We start from the raw sequence: 17,651 nt of genomic DNA, 5'->3' as shown, positions 1-17,651 counted from the left end.
TAGGAATTATTCAATGTTGAGAACAATCGCGCTCGCGGCGATCGCCTCCCTCGGGCTTGCCGCCTGTCAGGATCAGGCTTCTGGCGGTCAGGGCGGCACTCGTGGCGAAATCCGGATCGTCGGATCATCGACCGTTTTCCCCTTTGCCAAGGCTGTCGCTGAGCAATTCAGCATCAATGGAGCCAATCCCTCGCCGATCCTCGAGTCGACCGGCACCGGCGGCGGCATGAGTCTTTTTTGCGCAGGCGTAGGCGCGGACACCCCGGATATTGCCAATGCGTCCCGCCGGATCAAGGCGTCCGAATTTGAACTGTGCCAGAGCAATGGTGTTACCGACATCGTCGAAGTCCAGATCGGGATCGATGGCATCGCCATTGCCCAGGCGAACAACGGCCCGGCCTTTTCGCTGACTCCGGCGCAGATTTATGAAGCCATTGCAGAGCGGCCGTTCGGCAAGGAAAATCTGAACAGGAAATGGTCGGATATTGACCCTTCCCTGCCCGATTTCGCGATCAGCGTTTACGGGCCCCCATCTACGTCCGGTACGCGTGACGCGCTGACCGAACTGATCATGGAAGTCGGTTGCGTTACCGATCCGGCGACAAAGGCGCTCAAGGACAGCGATGAAGAGCAATTCAAGAATATCTGTCATGAAGTCCGGACCGACGGCGGATATGTCGATGCTGGCGAAAATGACAATCTCATCGTTCAGAAGCTGAAGGCCAATCCCAATAGCGTCGGTATTTTCGGCTATAGTTTTCTGGAAGAAAATCTCGACAGCGTCCGCGGTATTTCGGTTTCTGGTGTCAACCCCACCTATGAAGCCATCGCATCGGGCGAATATCCCGGGGCTCGACCACTTTATGTCTATGTGAAAAAACAGCACGTTGGCGTGATACCGGGGCTGCGTGAATATATGCAGGAGTTCATCAATGCGGGAACCCGTGACGGATATCTTGTAAAAGCCGGTTTGATTGCTTCGCCGGACAATGTACGGCAAAAGATGACCGAAGTGGTCGACAACATGACCCCGCTTACGGTTGGCGAACTCAAATAGCCACGTCTGCGCGGGCGTTGCGTTCTAGATGGTATTGATGCAGGGGCGGAAACCGATATTGTGACAAGTTCAACGCTTCTTTTTCTCGTTTTCGGCCTCGGTCTGGTCGCCTGGTTTTTCGGCCGCCTGAAAGCGTCCGGAATGCAGTCGGGCGGCAAAACGTCGCGATCCGCATTGCATTCGCTACCCAACTATCATGGCTGGTATGTCGCGTTGTGGGCGATAGTGCCCGCCGCCATTTTCATGACAGTCTGGAGTTTTGTCAGTCCGGCGCTGATCACCGATGCCGCGCTGACCAGTCCGGCAGCGGCGGCCTTGCCGCAGGACGGTTTTTCCCGGGCAGCGATCCTGTCCGAGGCGCGCGCCATTGCTTATGGCAATCAGGTCAATGCCTTTAATCCGCTGTCGCAGTCGATGGTCGAGCCCTATCGCGAGGCCATCGCCTATTTCCAGATGATCGGAGCGGTCGCGGCCCTGCTGATGGTCTTCGCCTGCGGCGTCTATGCCTGGCTGCAGATCAAGCCTGACCTGAGGGCGCGGACCAAGATCGAGCGCGTGACGATGCTGATATTGCTGCTCGCGTCGCTCATCGCAATCATTACGACCGTGGGGATATTCCTGTCGCTGGTCTTCGAATCGGCGCGCTTCTTTTCCATGGTTTCACCGATCGATTTCCTGTTCGGCACCGAATGGAATCCCAAGGCGGTGGCGGGGCCGAGAGGCGAAACCGGATTTGGTGCCATCCCGCTGTTCTGGGGCACGGTATTCATCGGCGCGATCATCGCGATGATCGTGGCGATACCGCTCGGTCTGATGAGCGCAATCTATCTCACGCAATATGCGCCGGCGAAGTTCCGCGCGTGGATGAAACCGATACTGGAGGTCCTCGCTGGTGTCCCAACAGTGGTCTACGGCTATTTCGCTGCTTTGACCGTTGCTCCAGCGCTGCGCGACTTTGCCGTTTCGATCGGTATCACCGGCGCGTCTTCGGAATCGGCGTTGGCAGCCGGTGTGGTGATGGGCATCATGATCATCCCCTTTGTATCCTCGATGGCCGATGACAGTATTGCCGCCGTTCCCAGTTCTATGCGCGACGGATCACTGGCCATGGGCGCAACGCATAGCGAGACCATCAAGAAGGTCCTGATCCCCGCCGCTCTGCCGGGCGTGGTCGGCGGCGTTCTGCTCGCTGTCAGCCGCGCAATCGGCGAGACCATGATCGTGGTGATGGCCGCCGGTCTGGCTGCCAATATGACGGCAAATCCCTTTGCCAGCGTCACGACCGTCACGACCCAGATCGTGCAGCTGCTGACCGGAGACCAGGAGTTTGACAGCCCGAAAACACTGGCGGCCTTTGCTCTTGGTCTGGTCCTGTTCATCGTAACCCTGCTGCTCAACCTCATCGCCCTGCGCGTGGTCAAAAAATATCGGGAAGCATATGAATAGTCTCACCGAAATGAAGCGCAATCCGACCGATTGGCAAGGCGAGGCCATGCAGAAGCGCATTGCCCGCCGCTATGCGGCCGAGCGGCGGTTCAAGGCCTTGGGCATGGCAGCAGTCATACTGTCGGCGGGCTTTCTCGCCTTTCTGCTGATCGTGATGGTCGGTAACGGTTTCCGCGGCTTTACCCAGACCGAATTGCCGGTCGATATTGATTTTCCTGCGGTTACCGGCGGCGCTTCGGCCAGCCAGTTTGAAGGGCCGAATGCGGATGCCAATCTGCAGTCAATGGGCCTGCGCGAAATTGTCGATAGCAGTATCGAGATTCAATATGGTCCGGACGGCACCGACCTGTTCTCGCCGGGTGGATGGACCGCGGTCAACGCGATGATCCTGAACGATCCGGACATCGTCGAGCAGCAGGCAACCGTCTATCTGCCGGTCATTTCGGATATAGATGTTGCCTACAAGGACGCCGGCAATCCGGAAGCCGAGGCGAAGGTCCGCGAACTGGGGGATCGTCTGTCGACCGGTTTCAACTGGAATTTCCTCAGCCATTCCGATGCAACGGATCCGATGCAGGTCGGAATCTGGGGGGCGTTCAAAGGCTCGCTGATCACCATGATCGTGACCCTGTTGCTGGCTTTTCCGGTCGGTGTTCTGGCGGCGCTCTATCTTGAGGAATATGCCCCGAAAAACCGGCTTACCGATCTGATCGAGGTTTCGATCAACAATCTGGCAGCCGTACCCTCGATCATTTTCGGGCTGCTGGGGCTCGCCGTGTTTCTGAACTTTTTCGGAATGCCGCGATCCGGCGCTCTGGTCGGCGGCCTCACCCTGGCACTGATGACCATGCCGGTGATCGTTATTTCGGGACGCAACGCGGTTAAATCCGTGCCGCCGTCTATCCGCGAAGCGGCGCTGGGCATCGGCGCGAGCCCTCTGCAGGTGGTGTTCCACCACGTCCTGCCGCTGGCGCTCCCCGGCATATTGACCGGCACCATTATCGGCATGGCCCGGGCGCTCGGCGAGACGGCGCCGCTGCTGATGATCGGCATGCGCGCCTTTATCGCGACACCGCCCAGCGGCATCACAGATCCGGCGACCGTTTTGCCGGTCCAGATCTTTCTCTGGTCCGACGAAGTCGACCGCGGTTTTGTCGAGAAAACATCAGCAGCGATCATTGTGCTATTGTTGTTCCTGCTGACGATGAACGCCCTGGCCATCTATCTGCGCAACCGTTTCGAAACCCGGTGGTAGGTGCCATGATGAATGATGACCTGACAATGCAGGAAGCAAGTGAAAGCATGAATATGACAGATCCGGCCACGACAGCAATGCCAGGCGACGCCTCCACGCCGAAGATGACGGCGCGCAACGTCAATGTGTTCTACGGCGACAAGCAGGCGATCAACGACGTGTCCATCGACGTGAATATGGACAATGTCACCGCTTTTATCGGACCGTCCGGCTGCGGCAAGTCGACCTTCCTGCGCTGTATGAACCGGATGAATGATACCATACCGATTGCCCGGGTTACCGGTGAAATCCAGCTCGACGGCGACGATATCTACGCCCCGAAAATGGATGTCGTGCAGCTGCGGGCGCGGGTCGGCATGGTGTTCCAGAAGCCGAACCCCTTTCCCAAATCCATCTATGACAATATCGCATACGGGCCGCGTATCCACGGACTGGCCACCAGCAAGGACGAGCTCGACAATATTGTCGAATCCTCCTTGCAGCGCGCCGGTCTCTGGGGCGAGGTGAAGGACCGGCTGCTCGACAGCGGCACGGCCTTGTCGGGTGGTCAGCAGCAGCGCCTGTGTATCGCGCGCGCGATTGCCGTTGATCCGGAAGTGATTCTGATGGATGAGCCCTGTTCGGCGCTGGATCCGATAGCAACCGCAAAGATCGAGGAGCTGATCCACGAATTGCGCGGGAAATATGCTATCGTCATCGTGACGCATAATATGCAGCAGGCCGCGCGTGTATCTCAGAAAACAGCTTTTTTCCACCTCGGCACCCTGGTGGAATATGACGACACAACCGATATTTTCACCAATCCGCGGGAAGAAAAAACGCGGGACTATATCACCGGACGTTACGGCTGATATCTCGAAGTTTAGGAACTGAAAAATGGTCAATACTGGCACAGAGCATACGGTCAAAGCCTTCGATTCCGACATCAACGAATTGCGCGGCATGGTTGCGGAAATCGGCGGTCGCAGCGAGCAGGCGATTTCCAAGGCGATGCGCGCGCTGGAAAACAGCGATCTGGAACTGGCCGAGGAAGTGGTCCGCGAAGACAAGCTGATCGACGAACTCGAAAAGCGGATCGACGAGCTGACATTCCAGACCATTGCGCTGCGGGCGCCGATGGCCGACGATCTCCGGGAACTGATCGCCACTTTCAAGATTTCCGGCGTGGTCGAACGGATTGGCGATTATGCCAAGAATATCGCGAAACGGGTCCCGCTCGTGACCAAGACGCATCGGCTGACACCCATTTCCCTGTTGCCGTCGATGTCGAAAATCGCCAGCGAACTGGTACGGGATTCTCTCGATGCTTTTGCCCGCCGGGATGCGGAGCTGGCGATGGAAGTGAACCGGCGCGATCAGATCGTCGATGATTTCTACAACAGCATTTTCCGGGCGGTGATCACCCATATGATCGAGAACCCGAAGGATATTGGCGAAGCGGCGCATCTGCTCTTCATTGCCAAGAATCTTGAGAGGATTGGCGATCATGCCACGAATGTTGCCGAAATGGTCTATTTCGCGGCGACCGGTGAACCGATGCCGGAACGGACGCGTGGTGAAAATCCGACGACGCCGGTAGACGAATCGCTCGGCGACGGGGACGACTGATGGTCAACGCCAAATTATTGCTGGTCGAAGACGATGCCGCGCTAGCGGAACTGCTGTCCTGGAATTTCAAGAAAGAGGAATATGACGTCATCCACACACCGGACGGCGAAGAGGCGTTGTTGCTGGTGCAGGAACATCGTCCCGATGTGATATTGCTCGACTGGATGCTGGAAAGCCTGTCCGGTATCGAGGTTTGCCGCCGCTTGCGCCGCTCTTCGGAAACCGCCAATATTCCCATCATTATGCTGACCGCTCGCGGTGAGGAGGAGGACAAGATCCGGGGACTGGAAACCGGCGCCGACGACTATATCACCAAACCGTTCAGCCCCCGCGAACTGATCGCCCGGGTGAAGGCCGTGCTGCGCCGGGTCCGCCCGGCGCTGGCTGGCGAGAAGCTCAGTTTCGGTGATCTGGAAATGGACACCGTCGGCCACAAGGTCAAACGCGGCGGCGACACGATCCCCCTGGGACCAACCGAATTTCGCCTGCTTCGCCATTTTCTGGAGCATCCCAACTGGGTGTTTTCCCGCGAAAGGCTGCTCGACAGCGTCTGGGGTCAGGACAGCGATATCGAGTTGCGAACCGTTGATGTTCATATCCGGCGGCTGCGCAAGGCGCTCAACGCCAATGGCAGGTCCGATATCATCCGGACCGTCCGTTCGGCGGGCTATGCGCTTGATACCGATGCTGTGGAAAGCTGATTTTCCCATTGGTCTGAACCAAAGAGCGGGAGCCGGAACTGCTAGTCTGCCACCAGTTTCATAAGCTTGCGCTCGACCGGAGCCAGTACACCGGCCAGATCATGACCACGCTTCAAAATCTGGCCCTGTTCGCCGTGCAGCGTCCACATGCCCTGTCGATTGCGTTCGGAAGGGCGCTTTTCAATCCGCATCTGCGGCCGTTCCGACGCACGGCGGAAAGCGGCAAAAATCGCCACATCCTTGCGCATGTCCATGGCATAGTCTTTCCAGTGGCCCGCGGCCACCATCCGGCCGTAAAGCCCCAGGATGCGCTCTATTTCGCGCCGTTCAAAACCGACCTGCGAGGGCGTGCCCCGCTGCGGAAATGGTGATATGTTGGAATCGCCGAAACGCATCAAGCGCTATCGCGTCCTTCTGATTCGACCGGCGTCTCCTCGCCGTTCCGCTCCTTGGCAAAACTGGCGATACGTTTCTGCAACTGTTCCATTTCGCACTGCAGGATTTCGAGCTTTTGCGTAGAGGGATCGAAAATCTCGCTACAGGGTGTGCCGTAAGGAACAAAATCCTTCTGATAATCCTTGGCCTCGACCAGGGTTGGCCGGGCGCGAACACCAACCATGGTGGCGCCTTCCGGAACGTCCTGGGTAACAACCGCATTCGCGCCGACCCTGGCCCGTTTGCCAACCGTGATCGGGCCGAGCACCTGTGCTCCGGAGCCGAGGATGACATCATTCTCGATCGTCGGGTGGCGCTTGCCGCCCACACCATTGGCCGGATTCGTCCCGCCCAGCGTGACACATTGGTAGATTGTCACATTGTCGCCAATCTGCGCGGTTTCGCCAATGACGGTGAATCCATGGTCGATGAACAGATGGCGACCGATTTTTGCGCCGGGGTGGATGTCGATGGCAGTGAAGAAACGGGAGATATGATTGACCAGCCGGGCAAGGAAATAGAGTTCGCCCTTGAACAGCCAGTGCGCGAAACGGTGCAGGCCTAGAGCCAATACACCGGGATAAAGCAGCACTTCCCATCGCGAACGCGGGGCTGGATCACGGGCCTTGATAGAATCGAGATAAGCGCCAAGTGCCCGAAACATATATTTCCTCCGGAGATTACTGATATCAATAACTAGATATGACCGGTCCGGATTTCCAGTTCTTTTTTGCAACGCAATTATAATGGCGCTTTTCAAACCGGATATTCATCATTATATTAGATCAATGCTCTACTACTGATCGAAAGCATCGATAATGTCGACCTATCTTCCCACGCTCAAACAACTGCAATATCTGGTGGCTCTGAAAGAACATGGCCATTTCGGCAAAGCGGCAGAATCCTGTTTTGTGACCCAGTCGACATTGTCTGCCGGCATCAAGGAGCTGGAGGCTCTGCTCGATATCGTACTGGTCGAACGCACCCGCCGCGTGGTCCGCTTTACGGATCTGGGCAACCAGATGGTGGAAAAGGCCTATCGCATCTTGCGCGAGACGGACGAGCTCGCCGAAATGGCGAGATCCGCCGGGAAGCCTCTGGCGGGGGATATCCGGATGAGTGTGATTCCGACGATCGCGCCCTTTCTTCTGCCGCGGCTGTTGCCGCAACTCCGCAAGGAGCGTCCGGAGCTGAAACTTTATCTGAAAGAGGAAACCAGTCAGGCCGCATGCGATTCCCTGCACCATGGCCATGCCGACTGTGTCCTGCTGGCGCAGCCGTTCCCCTGCGGGGATGTCGAATGCGAGACATTGTTCAGCGACGAGATATTTGTGGCATTTCCGAAAGATGACCCGCGCGATCCCCCACCACAGGTCGACCCGGCGCAGATTGATGAAACGCAATTGCTGCTGCTTGAAGACGGCCATTGCCTGAAAGACCATGCGCTGGCGGCTTGCAACCGTCCCGAACTCAGGGCGTCCGCGCGGATGATGGGAACATCGCTGCATACATTGGTGCAGATGGTCGACAATGGTCTCGGTCTGACCCTTTTGCCCAAGATGGCTATCGATAGCGGCATTTTGAATCATACGAATATCGTCGCACGACCGCTCAAATCGGATCGGGCTACACGCGATATCGCGCTGGTATGGCGCAAGAACAGCCCTCGGCGGAGCGAGTTCCAATTGCTGGCAGAAATCATGAAGGGCGCGCAGCACTGGGTCACGCAGAACCAGTCCTAATTTTCGCTTTTGTCCCACTTTTGCGATGCATCAATGTCGGACGCACGTTCTTCGATCCACTGTGTTGCACCGTCGGTCCGGGTTTCCTTCTTCCAGAAGGGCGCGACCGTCTTCAGCTTGTCCATGATGAAGGAGCAGGCTTCGATCGCCGCATCGCGATGATCGGATCCGGTCACCACCAGGACGATATTCTCGCCCACCGCCAGCTTTCCGACACGGTGTATGATGGTCACCGCGTGGAGCGGCCAGTCCGCCAGTGCGGTTTCGGCGATCTTGTGCAGCGCCTTGTCGGTCATTGCCGGATAATGTTCCAGTTCGAGCGATTGCAGGTTGCCGTCATCGCGGACCTGGCCGACAAAGCTGGCAATCGCACCGCCGCCCTGCCCTGCGACTCTCGCTGTTTCAGCGCCGATGTCGAAATCCGGCGTTCCGACTGCAATCCTGATCATCCGCCGGTTACCGGCGGGAAAATCGCCAGCTCCCGTGCCGATCCGAGAGGGGTGTCCGGGAGGCCGTAATCCTGATCGAGGGCAAAGCGCAATTTGCCAATGTCGGCAAAGATATCCGCATAGCTATCTCCTCTTGCGACGAGCATTGTCAGGACATCGCCAATAGTTTCGACACTGTCGTCGAGCTGCACCTGCTCCTGGTCCATGCCAAGCCGTTCCCGCACCCAGGCGAAATAGACTATGTCGAGCGAGCGCGTCATCAGTCCATGTGCTTCAGGCCGACGCGCAGATAATCCCAGCCGGTTATCAGGGTCAGGATCGCTGCGGCCCAAAGCGTCCACAGGCCAACGGTCTGGACAATCGGAAATTGCGGCAGACCGCCTGCCAGGATCAGCGCGCCAAGAGAAATCATCTGAAAGCCGGTTTTCCATTTCGCCAGTTGCGACACCGGAACGCTGATCTGCAGCCCGGCGAGAAATTCGCGGAGCCCCGAAACCATGATTTCGCGCAGCAATATGACGATTGCAGCGATGGCATGCCACCCGCTGATATCGCGCGTAAAAATGAGCATGAGCACGACCGCGGCGACCATGATCTTGTCGGCGATCGGATCGAGAAAGATACCGAGCTTGGATACCGTGCCCTGGGACCGGGCCAGATAGCCGTCGAAATAATCGGTGACCGCCATCAGGCAATATAGGCCGAAGGTCAGCAGATAGTCGATGGGAAGAGGCTGGGGCCGGGCCGCCTCGAAGTTCGGCCAAAGCAGAAAGACCAGAATCGGCACCGCGAATATCCGTGACAGTGTCAATATGTTTGGCAAATTCAACATCGTGGCACTCGCATAAACGGATTTGCCCGAAATGAAAATTGTTTCAGCCAATCGGAGCGGAAATTCATAGCCCGCGCGCCGGTCAATGGATTTGACGCCGGGCCTGAATGGGTTAAGGGTGGGCAACCGCCCATCTTCCGCTCCAAAAGAGATTTCCGATTTATGCAAAATACTGCGCATTTGCTGCGGACGAAAAGATTTTTGCCGCTGTTCCTGACACAGTTGCTCGGGGCATTTAACGACAATCTCTTCAAATTCTCGATGGTCATCCTGGTGACCTACGGAATTTACGAAAGTGAATCGGAAGATTTCGCATTCAATGCGCTGGCTTCGGGCCTGTTCATACTGCCCTTTTTCCTGTTCTCGTCGCTCGCCGGACAGCTGGCCGACAATTACGACAAGGCGCGTATCACCCGCTTCGTCAAGACGCTGGAAATCTTCATCGCCATTGTCGGCGGAATCGGACTGTGGCTGCATTCGATCCCCGTCATGCTGACCGCTCTGTTCCTGCTGGGTCTGCAATCCACGTTTTTCGGACCGATCAAATATGCGGTGCTGCCCCAGCATCTGGAAAAGGATGAGGTTCTCGGCGGAACCGGTCTGGTCGAAGCGGGAACCTATATCGCGATTCTCGCCGGAACGATTCTTGGCGGGATCATCATCGATCGCAACGGCAATGGAGTCGAAATCGCGGTTGCGGCCGTCTTCGTGGTCGCGCTTATTGGCCGCATCGCTGCCCAGTTCATGCCGCCGGCGCCCGCGCAGAAGGAAGTCGAAAAAATCGACTATAATTTTGTCCGCTCCTCGATCCGGCTGATTTCGGCGACCTTGCATGTTCGCCGCTTGTATCTGGCGATTATCGCAATCAGCTTTTTCTGGACTATCGGCTCGGTGCTGATCATTCAGTTCCCGCCGCTGGTTGAAAATGTGCTCACTGCAACACCGCAGGTTGCCAGTCTGTTTCTGGGCGTATTCTCGATTGGCATTGCCATCGGTTCGGTGCTGGTCAACCGGCTGCTGAAAAGCGAGGTATCCGCGCGCTTTGCGCCGATAAGCGTGATTCTGATGGGGGTCTTCGTGCTCATTCTCTATTTCATAGCGCGGGGCTGGCAGGGCCTGCCCGATGGTCAGCTCTACACGTTTGACACGTTCATCGTCCATGACGGGGCCTGGGCCCTGCTCGGCACGCTGGCCGGCGTATCGATATTTGGCGGCATGTTCGTCGTTCCGCTATACGCCTTTCTGACGACCACGGTGGATATCAGCCAGACCGCGCGCACGATTGCGGCGAATAATGTTGTCAATTCCGGCTGCATGGTTGTCGGCGCTCTGGTCGCGCTCGGATTGAGCTTGATGGGCGTTTCCACGACGGAACAGCTATTGCTGGTTGCGGCCATGTGCCTGGTGGCGGCATGGCTGGGACAGCAACTTCATCGCGCCTGCGACTGATCGCTCCATGAGCTTGGTTCAAACGATGAACATATAGAAAGCAGTAAAGAAGGCCAGGAAGCTGAGCAGAAACAGGCTCACGTCTTCGCCGAATCCTTCTTCCTTATTGTCCGATAGTTTTTCCAGATCGCGCTCTTGTCTCGCAAGTCCTGCTATTTTTGGTGGCAAGCTTCTGCGAAAACTGTGCCTTGGACTTTGGTCAGGCAGGGCCAGTCGGGTTAATCTTTCGGTATCCATGCCCTTGGTTAACAACTTGTTACCCATGTATACCAGTGCAAAATTCTCTCCTGCCCGAAACGTCTTGAATTGGTACAGGCCTTGGAAAACAGGGGTTACAGGTCCGAGGGCGGCGGCTATTCAATAGCGAGCGATCATTATCTCGCCGGAAGCACCGTCCATCCCGCAGAAGGTCAACCTGTGTGATCTTTGCAACTGGTTGGCGATATTGCGATTTTCGGCAATAAGATGGTTGATTTCAGCAGACTGTTATGCCAATGCTCGCAGCGTATTAAGTGAAATGCGAAACCCTGAAGGAGCAAATTATGCGTTTCGGTAAAATTGGAATGGCTGCAGCCGCAGCCGCATCGCTTGTAAGCGCACCCGTTTTGGCTCAGGCTTCCCAGCCTGTTTCTTCGGCTGTACGCACGAGCGCAACTGTCGAAGGCGAAAATGATCTCGAAGGTGGCTCCGGCATCATCATCGCAATTCTGGCAGCAGCAGCAGTGATTGCTGGCATCGTCATCGCAGCCGACGGCAGCGATGATACGCCAACCTCCCCCTGAACTCGTTCAGACACAGAATTTGAGAATGGCGGCCAATCGGTCGCCATTTTTTTTGCGCCGCGAGGGCGATAAAATCGCTTGTCCGGCGGATGATTTTTTCGCGATGGCAGAAAGCCGCGAAGCCATTGGTTGCACATTCGGAACCGATTACCCATATCCGGTTTCATGACAGAAAATCAGCAACATGGCCTGCAGCAATGGCATGGCACAACAATTTTATCGGTCCGGAAAAATGGCAAGGTCGTCGTCGTTGGCGATGGCCAGGTCTCGATGGGACAGACGGTGATGAAGCGGAATGCCCGCAAGGTCCGGCAACTGCACGACGGCTCCGTTATTGGCGGCTTTGCGGGAGCAACCGCAGATGCTTTCACCCTGTTCGAGCGGCTGGAAGCCAAGCTGGAGCGGCATAACGGGCAATTGATGCGCGCGGCCGTCGAACTCGCCAAAGACTGGCGCACGGACAAATATCTGCGCAATCTGGAAGCGCTGATGATCGTTGCCGACAAGAATATCACGCTGATCCTGACCGGCAATGGCGATGTGCTGGAACCGAATGAGGGCATCGCGGCGATCGGATCGGGCGGGAATTTTGCGCTCTCGGCGGCGCGAGCCCTGATGGATTATGAGGAAAGTGCTGAGAAGCTGGCGAGGAAGGCGATGGAAATCGCTGCGGAAATCTGTGTGTATACCAATGACCAGACCACCATTGAAATGCTCGACAGCGAAAGCTGATTATAATCAGTTCCCGATATCAAGAACGAAGAGAAATTTAGCATGCAGGCGAACCTGACCCCCAAAACCATCGTCAAGGCGCTGGACGATCATATCATCGGCCAGAAGGAAGCGAAGCGAGCCGTGGCCGTTGCTCTGCGCAATCGCTGGCGTCGCCAGAAGCTCCCGGCCGAACTGCGCGAGGAAGTGACACCGAAGAATATCCTGATGATCGGGCCCACGGGTTGCGGCAAGACCGAGATTTCGCGTCGCCTGGCTAAGTTGGCTGACGCGCCCTTCATCAAGGTTGAAGCCACGAAATTCACCGAAGTCGGCTATGTTGGTCGTGACGTGGAGCAGATTGCCCGTGATCTTGCGGAAGAGGCTGTGCGGCTGGAACGCGAACGCCGGCGGATGGCCGTTCACGATGCCGCGGCAGAAGCCGCGATGAACCGGCTGCTCGATGTCCTTTGCGGGGAAAATGCCAGCGAAGCGACGCGGGAAAGCTTCCGTCAGAGGGTTGTCGACAATCATATGAACGATACCGAAATCGAGATCGAGGTGGAAGATACGCCGAATATGCCGATGGACATACCCGGCATGGGCGGCCAGGTCGGGATGATCAATCTCTCCGACATGATGGGCAAGGCCTTTAACCAGTCGCGCATGAAACGACGCAAGATGCGGGTGGCCGACGCCTGGGACAAGCTGATCGAGGAAGAATCGGACAGGCGGCTCGACGACGAGGATATCTCGCGGGCTGCGATTACCGACGCCGAAGCTAACGGTATCGTCTTTCTGGACGAAATTGACAAAATCGCGGTCAGTGACTTGCGCGGTGGTTCGGTCAGCCGGGAAGGTGTTCAGAGGGACCTGCTTCCGCTGATTGAAGGAACGACGGTTGCGACCAAATATGGGCCGATGAAAACCGACCACATCCTGTTCATCGCCTCCGGCGCGTTCTCGATATCGAAGCCCAGTGACATGCTGCCCGAATTGCAGGGACGCTTGCCGATCCGCGTCGAATTGCGCGCCTTGACCGAGGCCGATTTTGTCCGGATATTGACTGAAACCCGCGCCAACTTGCCTCAGCAATATGTTGCGCTGCTGGGAACGGAAGACGTTACGATCACGATCACCGACGATGCCATCGGCAAGCTGGCCGAAATCGCGGCAAATGTGAATGAAACGGTCGAGAATATCGGCGCGCGCCGGCTGCAGACGGTCATGGAAAAACTTCTCGAAGACATCAGCTTCAACGCCGAAGACCGGACCGGTGAGGAAATCGTCATCGACAAGGCCTATGTAGAGAAACAGCTTTCCGAGGTTGCGAAAGACACCGACCTGTCCAAATATGTCTTGTAATGGTAATAGCCGGTTTTCGGTGCCGCCCCGTCGGCCTTGATGCTAGCTTTCAGCTCTTGATATTTCAGGGGACCGGTCTGTAACCTCATGGCATTGTACCGCGAATATTGGCAAAGACAGCTGAATGGAGCCTACAATGACACGAACCGCTTTTACCTTGACCTCCGTTGCGATGCTGGCGCTCTCCGGTTGCTCGGAACCGGCGCCCGATGCGCGTAATGACGCTTCCGCCCAGGCGGAGAGCGAGCAGGGACCGGCAATCGAACCGATTAGCGCTGCGGAAAGCATCGACGCCGGGCTGGCGGTGGGAGACGGCGTCCCCCTCGAGACCAGCTTGCTGGTTGATGGCAGGGAAACCAATTTTGGTGAAATTCTGGAGAAGGGCCCTGCCCTTGTCGTCTTTACGCGCTCGGTCGAATGGTGCCCTTATTGCCAGACGCAATTGAAATCGATCAACGCGATTGCCGACGATCTGAAGCGCCGCGGCTACACGCTCTACGGACTGAGCTATGACAGCCCCGGGCAGCAGGAACGCTTTGCGAAGAACCAGATGCTGCAATATGAAATGCTGTCCGATCAGTCATCCGCGGTGATCGATGGCTTCGGATTGCGCGACCCGCAATATACCGAGGGACGCGCGGTGGGCGTGCCATATGCTTCGGTCTATCTGATCGACGGCAACGGCACGATTATCGCGAAGACGGTATCCGGCGACTATAAAAAGCGGCCGAGCAACGAGCAGATACTGGCCCTCGTCGACTCAATCTAGGCAAGACTGGCTGACAGGTTAAACAGTGGTCTAATTGCGGGCGGCCGCCTCGGACGATTCAGTCCTTGATTCGTTGTCATTGGCGGCCAGTCGTTCGGATTCGGGGAGCACGGCCAGCTTCCATTTTGTCGCATCATCCAGATATCGGACAGCAAGAGCCTGTACTTCTGCCGGCGTAATGACCGTATAGTCGCGAAGCAAAGTCTGCAGGGCGATGAACTTCCGCGGATTGTAGCTCGCGCCTTCCAACTGGCTCATCCAGAAACTGTTGCCGCTGCTCGCTCTGGCAATCAGCTGGCGCAGAGGCTCTACCACCCGCTGCAGTTCATCCGTGCTGACCGGATTTTCCCGCAAGTCTTTGGCTATCAGATTTACGACATTGTAAAAGCGGTCGATATTGTCAGGCGTTAACTGGCTTTGCGCGCCTATATATCCGCCGGATTCAAACTCCACCGGCCAGCTGTTTATAACCTGCGGACTATAGCTTGCGCCCTGTTGCGAACGGAGGATTTCAAACAGCCGGTCATTGAATATCGATGACAGAACTTCCAGCTTCCGGCTTTCCCGCACATTATCAAGTCCGCCGCCGGTCGGCCAGGCCACCATAGCAGCGGCCCTTTCCTGATCGCCTTTGTGCACCAGAATTTCCGGTCCGGCTTTTGGCGACGGGAATTGCGGAGACCGCGCATCGGCTGCGATGGCCTGTGGCTCCCGTCTTGGCAATGCGCCAAATGTCTTGAGGACGGACTCTACCGCCTGGTCCCTGTCGAAGTCGCCGAATAGCATCACTTCCACAGGGCCGCTGGCCAGTATCGGCTGCCAGAATTTGCGGAAGTTTTCCGCGGTCAATTGATTGAAGTCGTCTTTGTCAGGTGTTTTCCAGCGAGGGTCCTTGCCGCGCACCAGCCATTCCAGGTCGCGTCCCAATACCGCCTGCGGCGATCCCGCGAAGCTGTCGTAACTGATCAGCGCTGCGGCCTTGCTGCGTATGACCGGCGCTGGATCCCAGCGCGGGAATGCCAGCTTCGCGGCGATCAGATGCAACTGGTCTTCCAGATCGGATGGCCGGGTATCGGCAGAAATCTCGAACGCGTCATTATCGATGCCGAAGGCCAGACCGATCCGCCGTCCGGTCGTTACCTTGTCCAGTTCCTCCTGTCCGAGATCACCGATACCACTGGCCATCAACGCCATGGCACCGGACCAGGCCAGCGTTTCCTGCTGGGATGAGAGACCGCTATAGCCTTTGCCAAAGCGGACATTGACCATGATCTTGTTGCGCTCGGCATTATTCGGGAACATCAACACCCTGACTCCGTTGTCCAGTTCCAGCTTTTCGATTTCGAACCGTTCATTTATCTCCGAAGACAGGATCGATCCCTTTTTGCCTATCTTTTGAAGCGATTCAAAACCGATATCGGACTGGGCAACGCGGACATCGCTTGCGGCTTCGACGGAGCGCCGTAGTGCCTTGGCCAGCCTGACTTCTCCATCGTCAACCCCGTCAGGTGATGTCAGCAAGGCGCGGGTTGCGACCCCGGAAAATAATTTTTGCGTCGAATCAAGCAGGCGTCCCGGCGTGAACATACCCCGCATCGCGCGAAAAACATCGAGCGCGACCTGGGGCGTGGCAACGGTTTCGCGAATGTCGACGGCATTGACGATATCATCCGCCTGCTTGCGTGCCGCCTCGGTCTGATAGCTTTCCACGCCGATTGCCAGCGCGGCATCAAATTCCGCTATCTCCCGAGCGATATCCTGCTGCGAAGGCGGGGTGGTCGTTGCGTCTGCTATGACGCCTCGGACATCCTCGAGTGCCGCCTCCCAGTCGTCGCCCAGCGGGATGATGTTTATGAACGTGCCGTCGATCGAACGGCTCACATCGTCCTGGCCGACGCTGGCCTGCAAATAGCTTCCTCCCGCCCTTGCCCGGGCTTCAAGCCGACGGTTGATCAGCTGCAGGGCCAGCAGGTCAATCAAAATCTGCTGGTTATATTCTATGGTATCTTCAACCTGTTCCCAGGGCCGTGCGATGACCATGGAAATAAAACGCGGCAAAGTGGGTTCGATAACGACCCGGCTGATCTCTGCATCATCGGTGACAGCTCCGAAATCCGGAATGGTGCCGGGTTCGCCCTTGCCCTGCCATTGCGAGAAATGCTTGTTCAGCAGTTCTTCGAACAGCGCCGGATCACCATCACCAGCGATCACGATGACAGCCATTTCCGGCCGATACCAGCGCTGATGAAACAGTTGCAGCATCTTTGGAGTGGCTGCGCCCAAAGTTTCCGGCGTGCCGATCGGAGCACGGGTTGCAAGCCGCTGACCGGCGAAGAAGAGTTCCCGGGTGGCGTTCTGGACATCAGACTGGGGTCCGGCCCGCTCGCGCAATTCGGCCAGCACCACGGGTCGCTCCGCATTGACCGCCGTCACGCTGAGCCCGGGAGAGCGCACCATGCCCGACAGAATTTTCAGACTTTCATCCAGACTGCCCCTGTTTGCGTTGGGCAGATCGAGTTTGTAAACGGTCTGGGTCGGCGTGGTTTCGGCATTGCTGTCGCTACCGAAGGTCGCGCCCAGTCTTTGCCAGACCCGTTTTGCTTCACCATCGGGCACATGGGTTGAACCGCGAAAGGTCAGATGCTCCATGAAATGAGCAAATCCCTGCTCTTCGTCGCGCTCCATCAGCGATCCGACATCCAGCCGCAGGCGGATAGAAACCTGCCCTGGCGGGACGCCATTATGCTTGACTGCATATCGCAAACCATTGTCGAGCACGCCGAAAGTCCAGCTTTTGTCGACCGGAACATCGCTGTTCTGGTAGAGCCACGGCAGCGCGTCATCGGACTTGGCGTCCTCCGCAAGGGCCAGGCCGGGCATAGCCAGCATGGCGAATAGCAGAAGCAGCATCGGCAGCCGGGAGGCCAGACGGGGAGCAAGACGCGGGGATATTGTTTTCATCCGCCAGATATAAGCAGGCTCAATCTGACTGACCAGTGAATATTCCAGACATTCCGACGGCCTTGCCGAGACAAGTTTTGTTTTGCCCT

The 17,651-nt window shown here is 57.0% G+C and carries 19 protein-coding genes; 12 read left to right on the top strand and 7 right to left on the bottom strand.

The window, feature by feature from the left end; genetic code table 11:
• Window positions 1-13: 13 nt before the first annotated feature.
• Genes SPHFLASMR4Y_RS03525 through phoB form a run of 6 tightly spaced genes read left to right on the top strand, consistent with a single transcriptional unit; the run spans window position 14 to window position 6,067 of the window.
• Window positions 14-1,057, top strand: coding sequence for a substrate-binding domain-containing protein (locus SPHFLASMR4Y_RS03525; protein WP_089132327.1), 1,044 nt, complete (start codon window positions 14-16; stop codon window positions 1,055-1,057).
• Between the two features lie 60 nt (window positions 1,058-1,117).
• Window positions 1,118-2,503 carry a phosphate ABC transporter permease subunit PstC gene (pstC, locus tag SPHFLASMR4Y_RS03520; RefSeq protein WP_089132326.1) on the top strand — a complete coding sequence of 462 codons (1,386 nt, stop codon included), beginning with the start codon at window positions 1,118-1,120 and terminating at the stop codon, window positions 2,501-2,503.
• Entirely contained in the window at window positions 2,496-3,758 is a 1,263-nt protein-coding gene (pstA, locus tag SPHFLASMR4Y_RS03515) for a phosphate ABC transporter permease PstA (RefSeq protein WP_260807057.1), read from the top strand. The genes pstC and pstA overlap by 8 nt, the downstream gene beginning before the upstream one ends.
• A 5-nt stretch (window positions 3,759-3,763) precedes the next feature.
• Window positions 3,764-4,609, top strand: a complete 846-nt coding sequence (gene pstB, locus SPHFLASMR4Y_RS03510) for a phosphate ABC transporter ATP-binding protein PstB (RefSeq protein WP_409928905.1) — start codon at window positions 3,764-3,766, stop codon at window positions 4,607-4,609.
• A 25-nt stretch (window positions 4,610-4,634) separates the two neighbouring features.
• Window positions 4,635-5,366: a phosphate signaling complex protein PhoU gene (gene phoU / locus SPHFLASMR4Y_RS03505; RefSeq protein WP_089132325.1), complete on the top strand. Its 732-nt coding sequence runs from the start codon at window positions 4,635-4,637 to the stop codon at window positions 5,364-5,366.
• Window positions 5,366-6,067: a phosphate regulon transcriptional regulator PhoB gene (phoB, locus tag SPHFLASMR4Y_RS03500; protein WP_089132324.1), complete on the top strand. Its 702-nt coding sequence runs from the start codon at window positions 5,366-5,368 to the stop codon at window positions 6,065-6,067. The genes phoU and phoB overlap by 1 nt, the downstream gene beginning before the upstream one ends.
• Window positions 6,068-6,108: 41 nt before the next feature.
• On the opposite strand, the gene SPHFLASMR4Y_RS03495 is transcribed toward phoB, so the two are convergent.
• Together SPHFLASMR4Y_RS03495 and epsC are read right to left on the bottom strand one after the other, a co-directional pair.
• Window positions 6,109-6,462, bottom strand: a complete 354-nt coding sequence (locus tag SPHFLASMR4Y_RS03495; RefSeq protein ID WP_089132323.1) for a DUF2794 domain-containing protein — start codon at window positions 6,460-6,462, stop codon at window positions 6,109-6,111.
• Entirely contained in the window at window positions 6,462-7,166 is a 705-nt protein-coding gene (gene epsC / locus SPHFLASMR4Y_RS03490) for a serine O-acetyltransferase EpsC (protein ID WP_089132322.1), read from the bottom strand. The genes SPHFLASMR4Y_RS03495 and epsC overlap by 1 nt, the downstream gene beginning before the upstream one ends.
• Window positions 7,167-7,320: 154 nt before the next feature.
• Here epsC and SPHFLASMR4Y_RS03485 point away from each other — a divergent pair, with 154 nt between their 5' ends.
• Window positions 7,321-8,244, top strand: coding sequence for a hydrogen peroxide-inducible genes activator (locus SPHFLASMR4Y_RS03485; RefSeq protein WP_089132321.1), 924 nt, complete (start codon window positions 7,321-7,323; stop codon window positions 8,242-8,244).
• On the opposite strand, the gene SPHFLASMR4Y_RS03480 is transcribed toward SPHFLASMR4Y_RS03485, so the two are convergent.
• Genes SPHFLASMR4Y_RS03480 through pgsA form a run of 3 tightly spaced genes read right to left on the bottom strand, consistent with a single transcriptional unit; the run spans window position 8,241 to window position 9,525 of the window.
• A complete protein-coding gene (locus SPHFLASMR4Y_RS03480; RefSeq protein WP_089132320.1) occupies window positions 8,241-8,693 on the bottom strand; it encodes a molybdenum cofactor biosynthesis protein MoaE in 453 nt (150 codons plus the stop codon). The two genes, SPHFLASMR4Y_RS03485 and SPHFLASMR4Y_RS03480, sit on opposite strands and share 4 nt — an antisense overlap.
• The gene (moaD, locus tag SPHFLASMR4Y_RS03475) at window positions 8,690-8,953 is read right to left on the bottom strand and encodes a molybdopterin converting factor subunit 1 (protein WP_089132319.1); all 264 of its coding nucleotides are present in this window, start codon (window positions 8,951-8,953) and stop codon (window positions 8,690-8,692) included. Before moaD ends, SPHFLASMR4Y_RS03480 begins: the two co-directional genes overlap by 4 nt.
• A complete protein-coding gene (gene pgsA / locus SPHFLASMR4Y_RS03470) occupies window positions 8,953-9,525 on the bottom strand; it encodes a CDP-diacylglycerol--glycerol-3-phosphate 3-phosphatidyltransferase (RefSeq protein WP_089134652.1) in 573 nt (190 codons plus the stop codon). Before pgsA ends, moaD begins: the two co-directional genes overlap by 1 nt.
• 162 nt (window positions 9,526-9,687) lie before the next feature.
• Between pgsA and SPHFLASMR4Y_RS03465 the strand changes: the two genes are divergently transcribed.
• Window positions 9,688-10,974: an MFS transporter gene (locus SPHFLASMR4Y_RS03465; RefSeq protein ID WP_089132318.1), complete on the top strand. Its 1,287-nt coding sequence runs from the start codon at window positions 9,688-9,690 to the stop codon at window positions 10,972-10,974.
• An 18-nt stretch (window positions 10,975-10,992) separates the two neighbouring features.
• Here SPHFLASMR4Y_RS03465 and SPHFLASMR4Y_RS03460 read toward each other — a convergent pair whose 3' ends face one another.
• A complete protein-coding gene (locus SPHFLASMR4Y_RS03460) occupies window positions 10,993-11,238 on the bottom strand; it encodes a hypothetical protein (protein ID WP_089132317.1) in 246 nt (81 codons plus the stop codon).
• A 278-nt stretch (window positions 11,239-11,516) separates the two neighbouring features.
• On the opposite strand from SPHFLASMR4Y_RS03460, the gene SPHFLASMR4Y_RS03455 reads away from it, so the two are divergent.
• The 4 genes from SPHFLASMR4Y_RS03455 to SPHFLASMR4Y_RS03440 all read left to right on the top strand — a co-directional run bounded on the left by SPHFLASMR4Y_RS03455 (window position 11,517) and on the right by SPHFLASMR4Y_RS03440 (window position 14,601).
• Window positions 11,517-11,756 (top strand): hypothetical protein, encoded by a 240-nt coding sequence (locus SPHFLASMR4Y_RS03455; protein ID WP_089132316.1) that lies wholly within the window; start codon window positions 11,517-11,519, stop codon window positions 11,754-11,756.
• Window positions 11,757-11,921: 165 nt separating this feature from the next.
• Entirely contained in the window at window positions 11,922-12,488 is a 567-nt protein-coding gene (gene hslV, locus SPHFLASMR4Y_RS03450) for an ATP-dependent protease subunit HslV (RefSeq protein ID WP_089132315.1), read from the top strand.
• 42 nt (window positions 12,489-12,530) lie between these two features.
• Window positions 12,531-13,832, top strand: coding sequence for an ATP-dependent protease ATPase subunit HslU (hslU, locus tag SPHFLASMR4Y_RS03445; protein WP_089132314.1), 1,302 nt, complete (start codon window positions 12,531-12,533; stop codon window positions 13,830-13,832).
• Window positions 13,833-13,968: 136 nt separating this feature from the next.
• A complete protein-coding gene (locus SPHFLASMR4Y_RS03440; RefSeq protein WP_186266038.1) occupies window positions 13,969-14,601 on the top strand; it encodes a peroxiredoxin family protein in 633 nt (210 codons plus the stop codon).
• Between the two features lie 30 nt (window positions 14,602-14,631).
• On the opposite strand, the gene SPHFLASMR4Y_RS03435 is transcribed toward SPHFLASMR4Y_RS03440, so the two are convergent.
• Window positions 14,632-17,562: a M16 family metallopeptidase gene (locus SPHFLASMR4Y_RS03435; protein WP_089132312.1), complete on the bottom strand. Its 2,931-nt coding sequence runs from the start codon at window positions 17,560-17,562 to the stop codon at window positions 14,632-14,634.
• Between the last annotated feature and the right edge of the window lie 89 nt (window positions 17,563-17,651).

It is taken from the genome of Sphingorhabdus sp. SMR4y (assembly GCF_002218195.1).
Lineage (GTDB): Bacteria > Pseudomonadota > Alphaproteobacteria > Sphingomonadales > Sphingomonadaceae > Parasphingorhabdus.
Note: the sequence above shows the minus strand (reverse complement) of the source record. Positions and strands in the feature narration are given on the sequence as shown.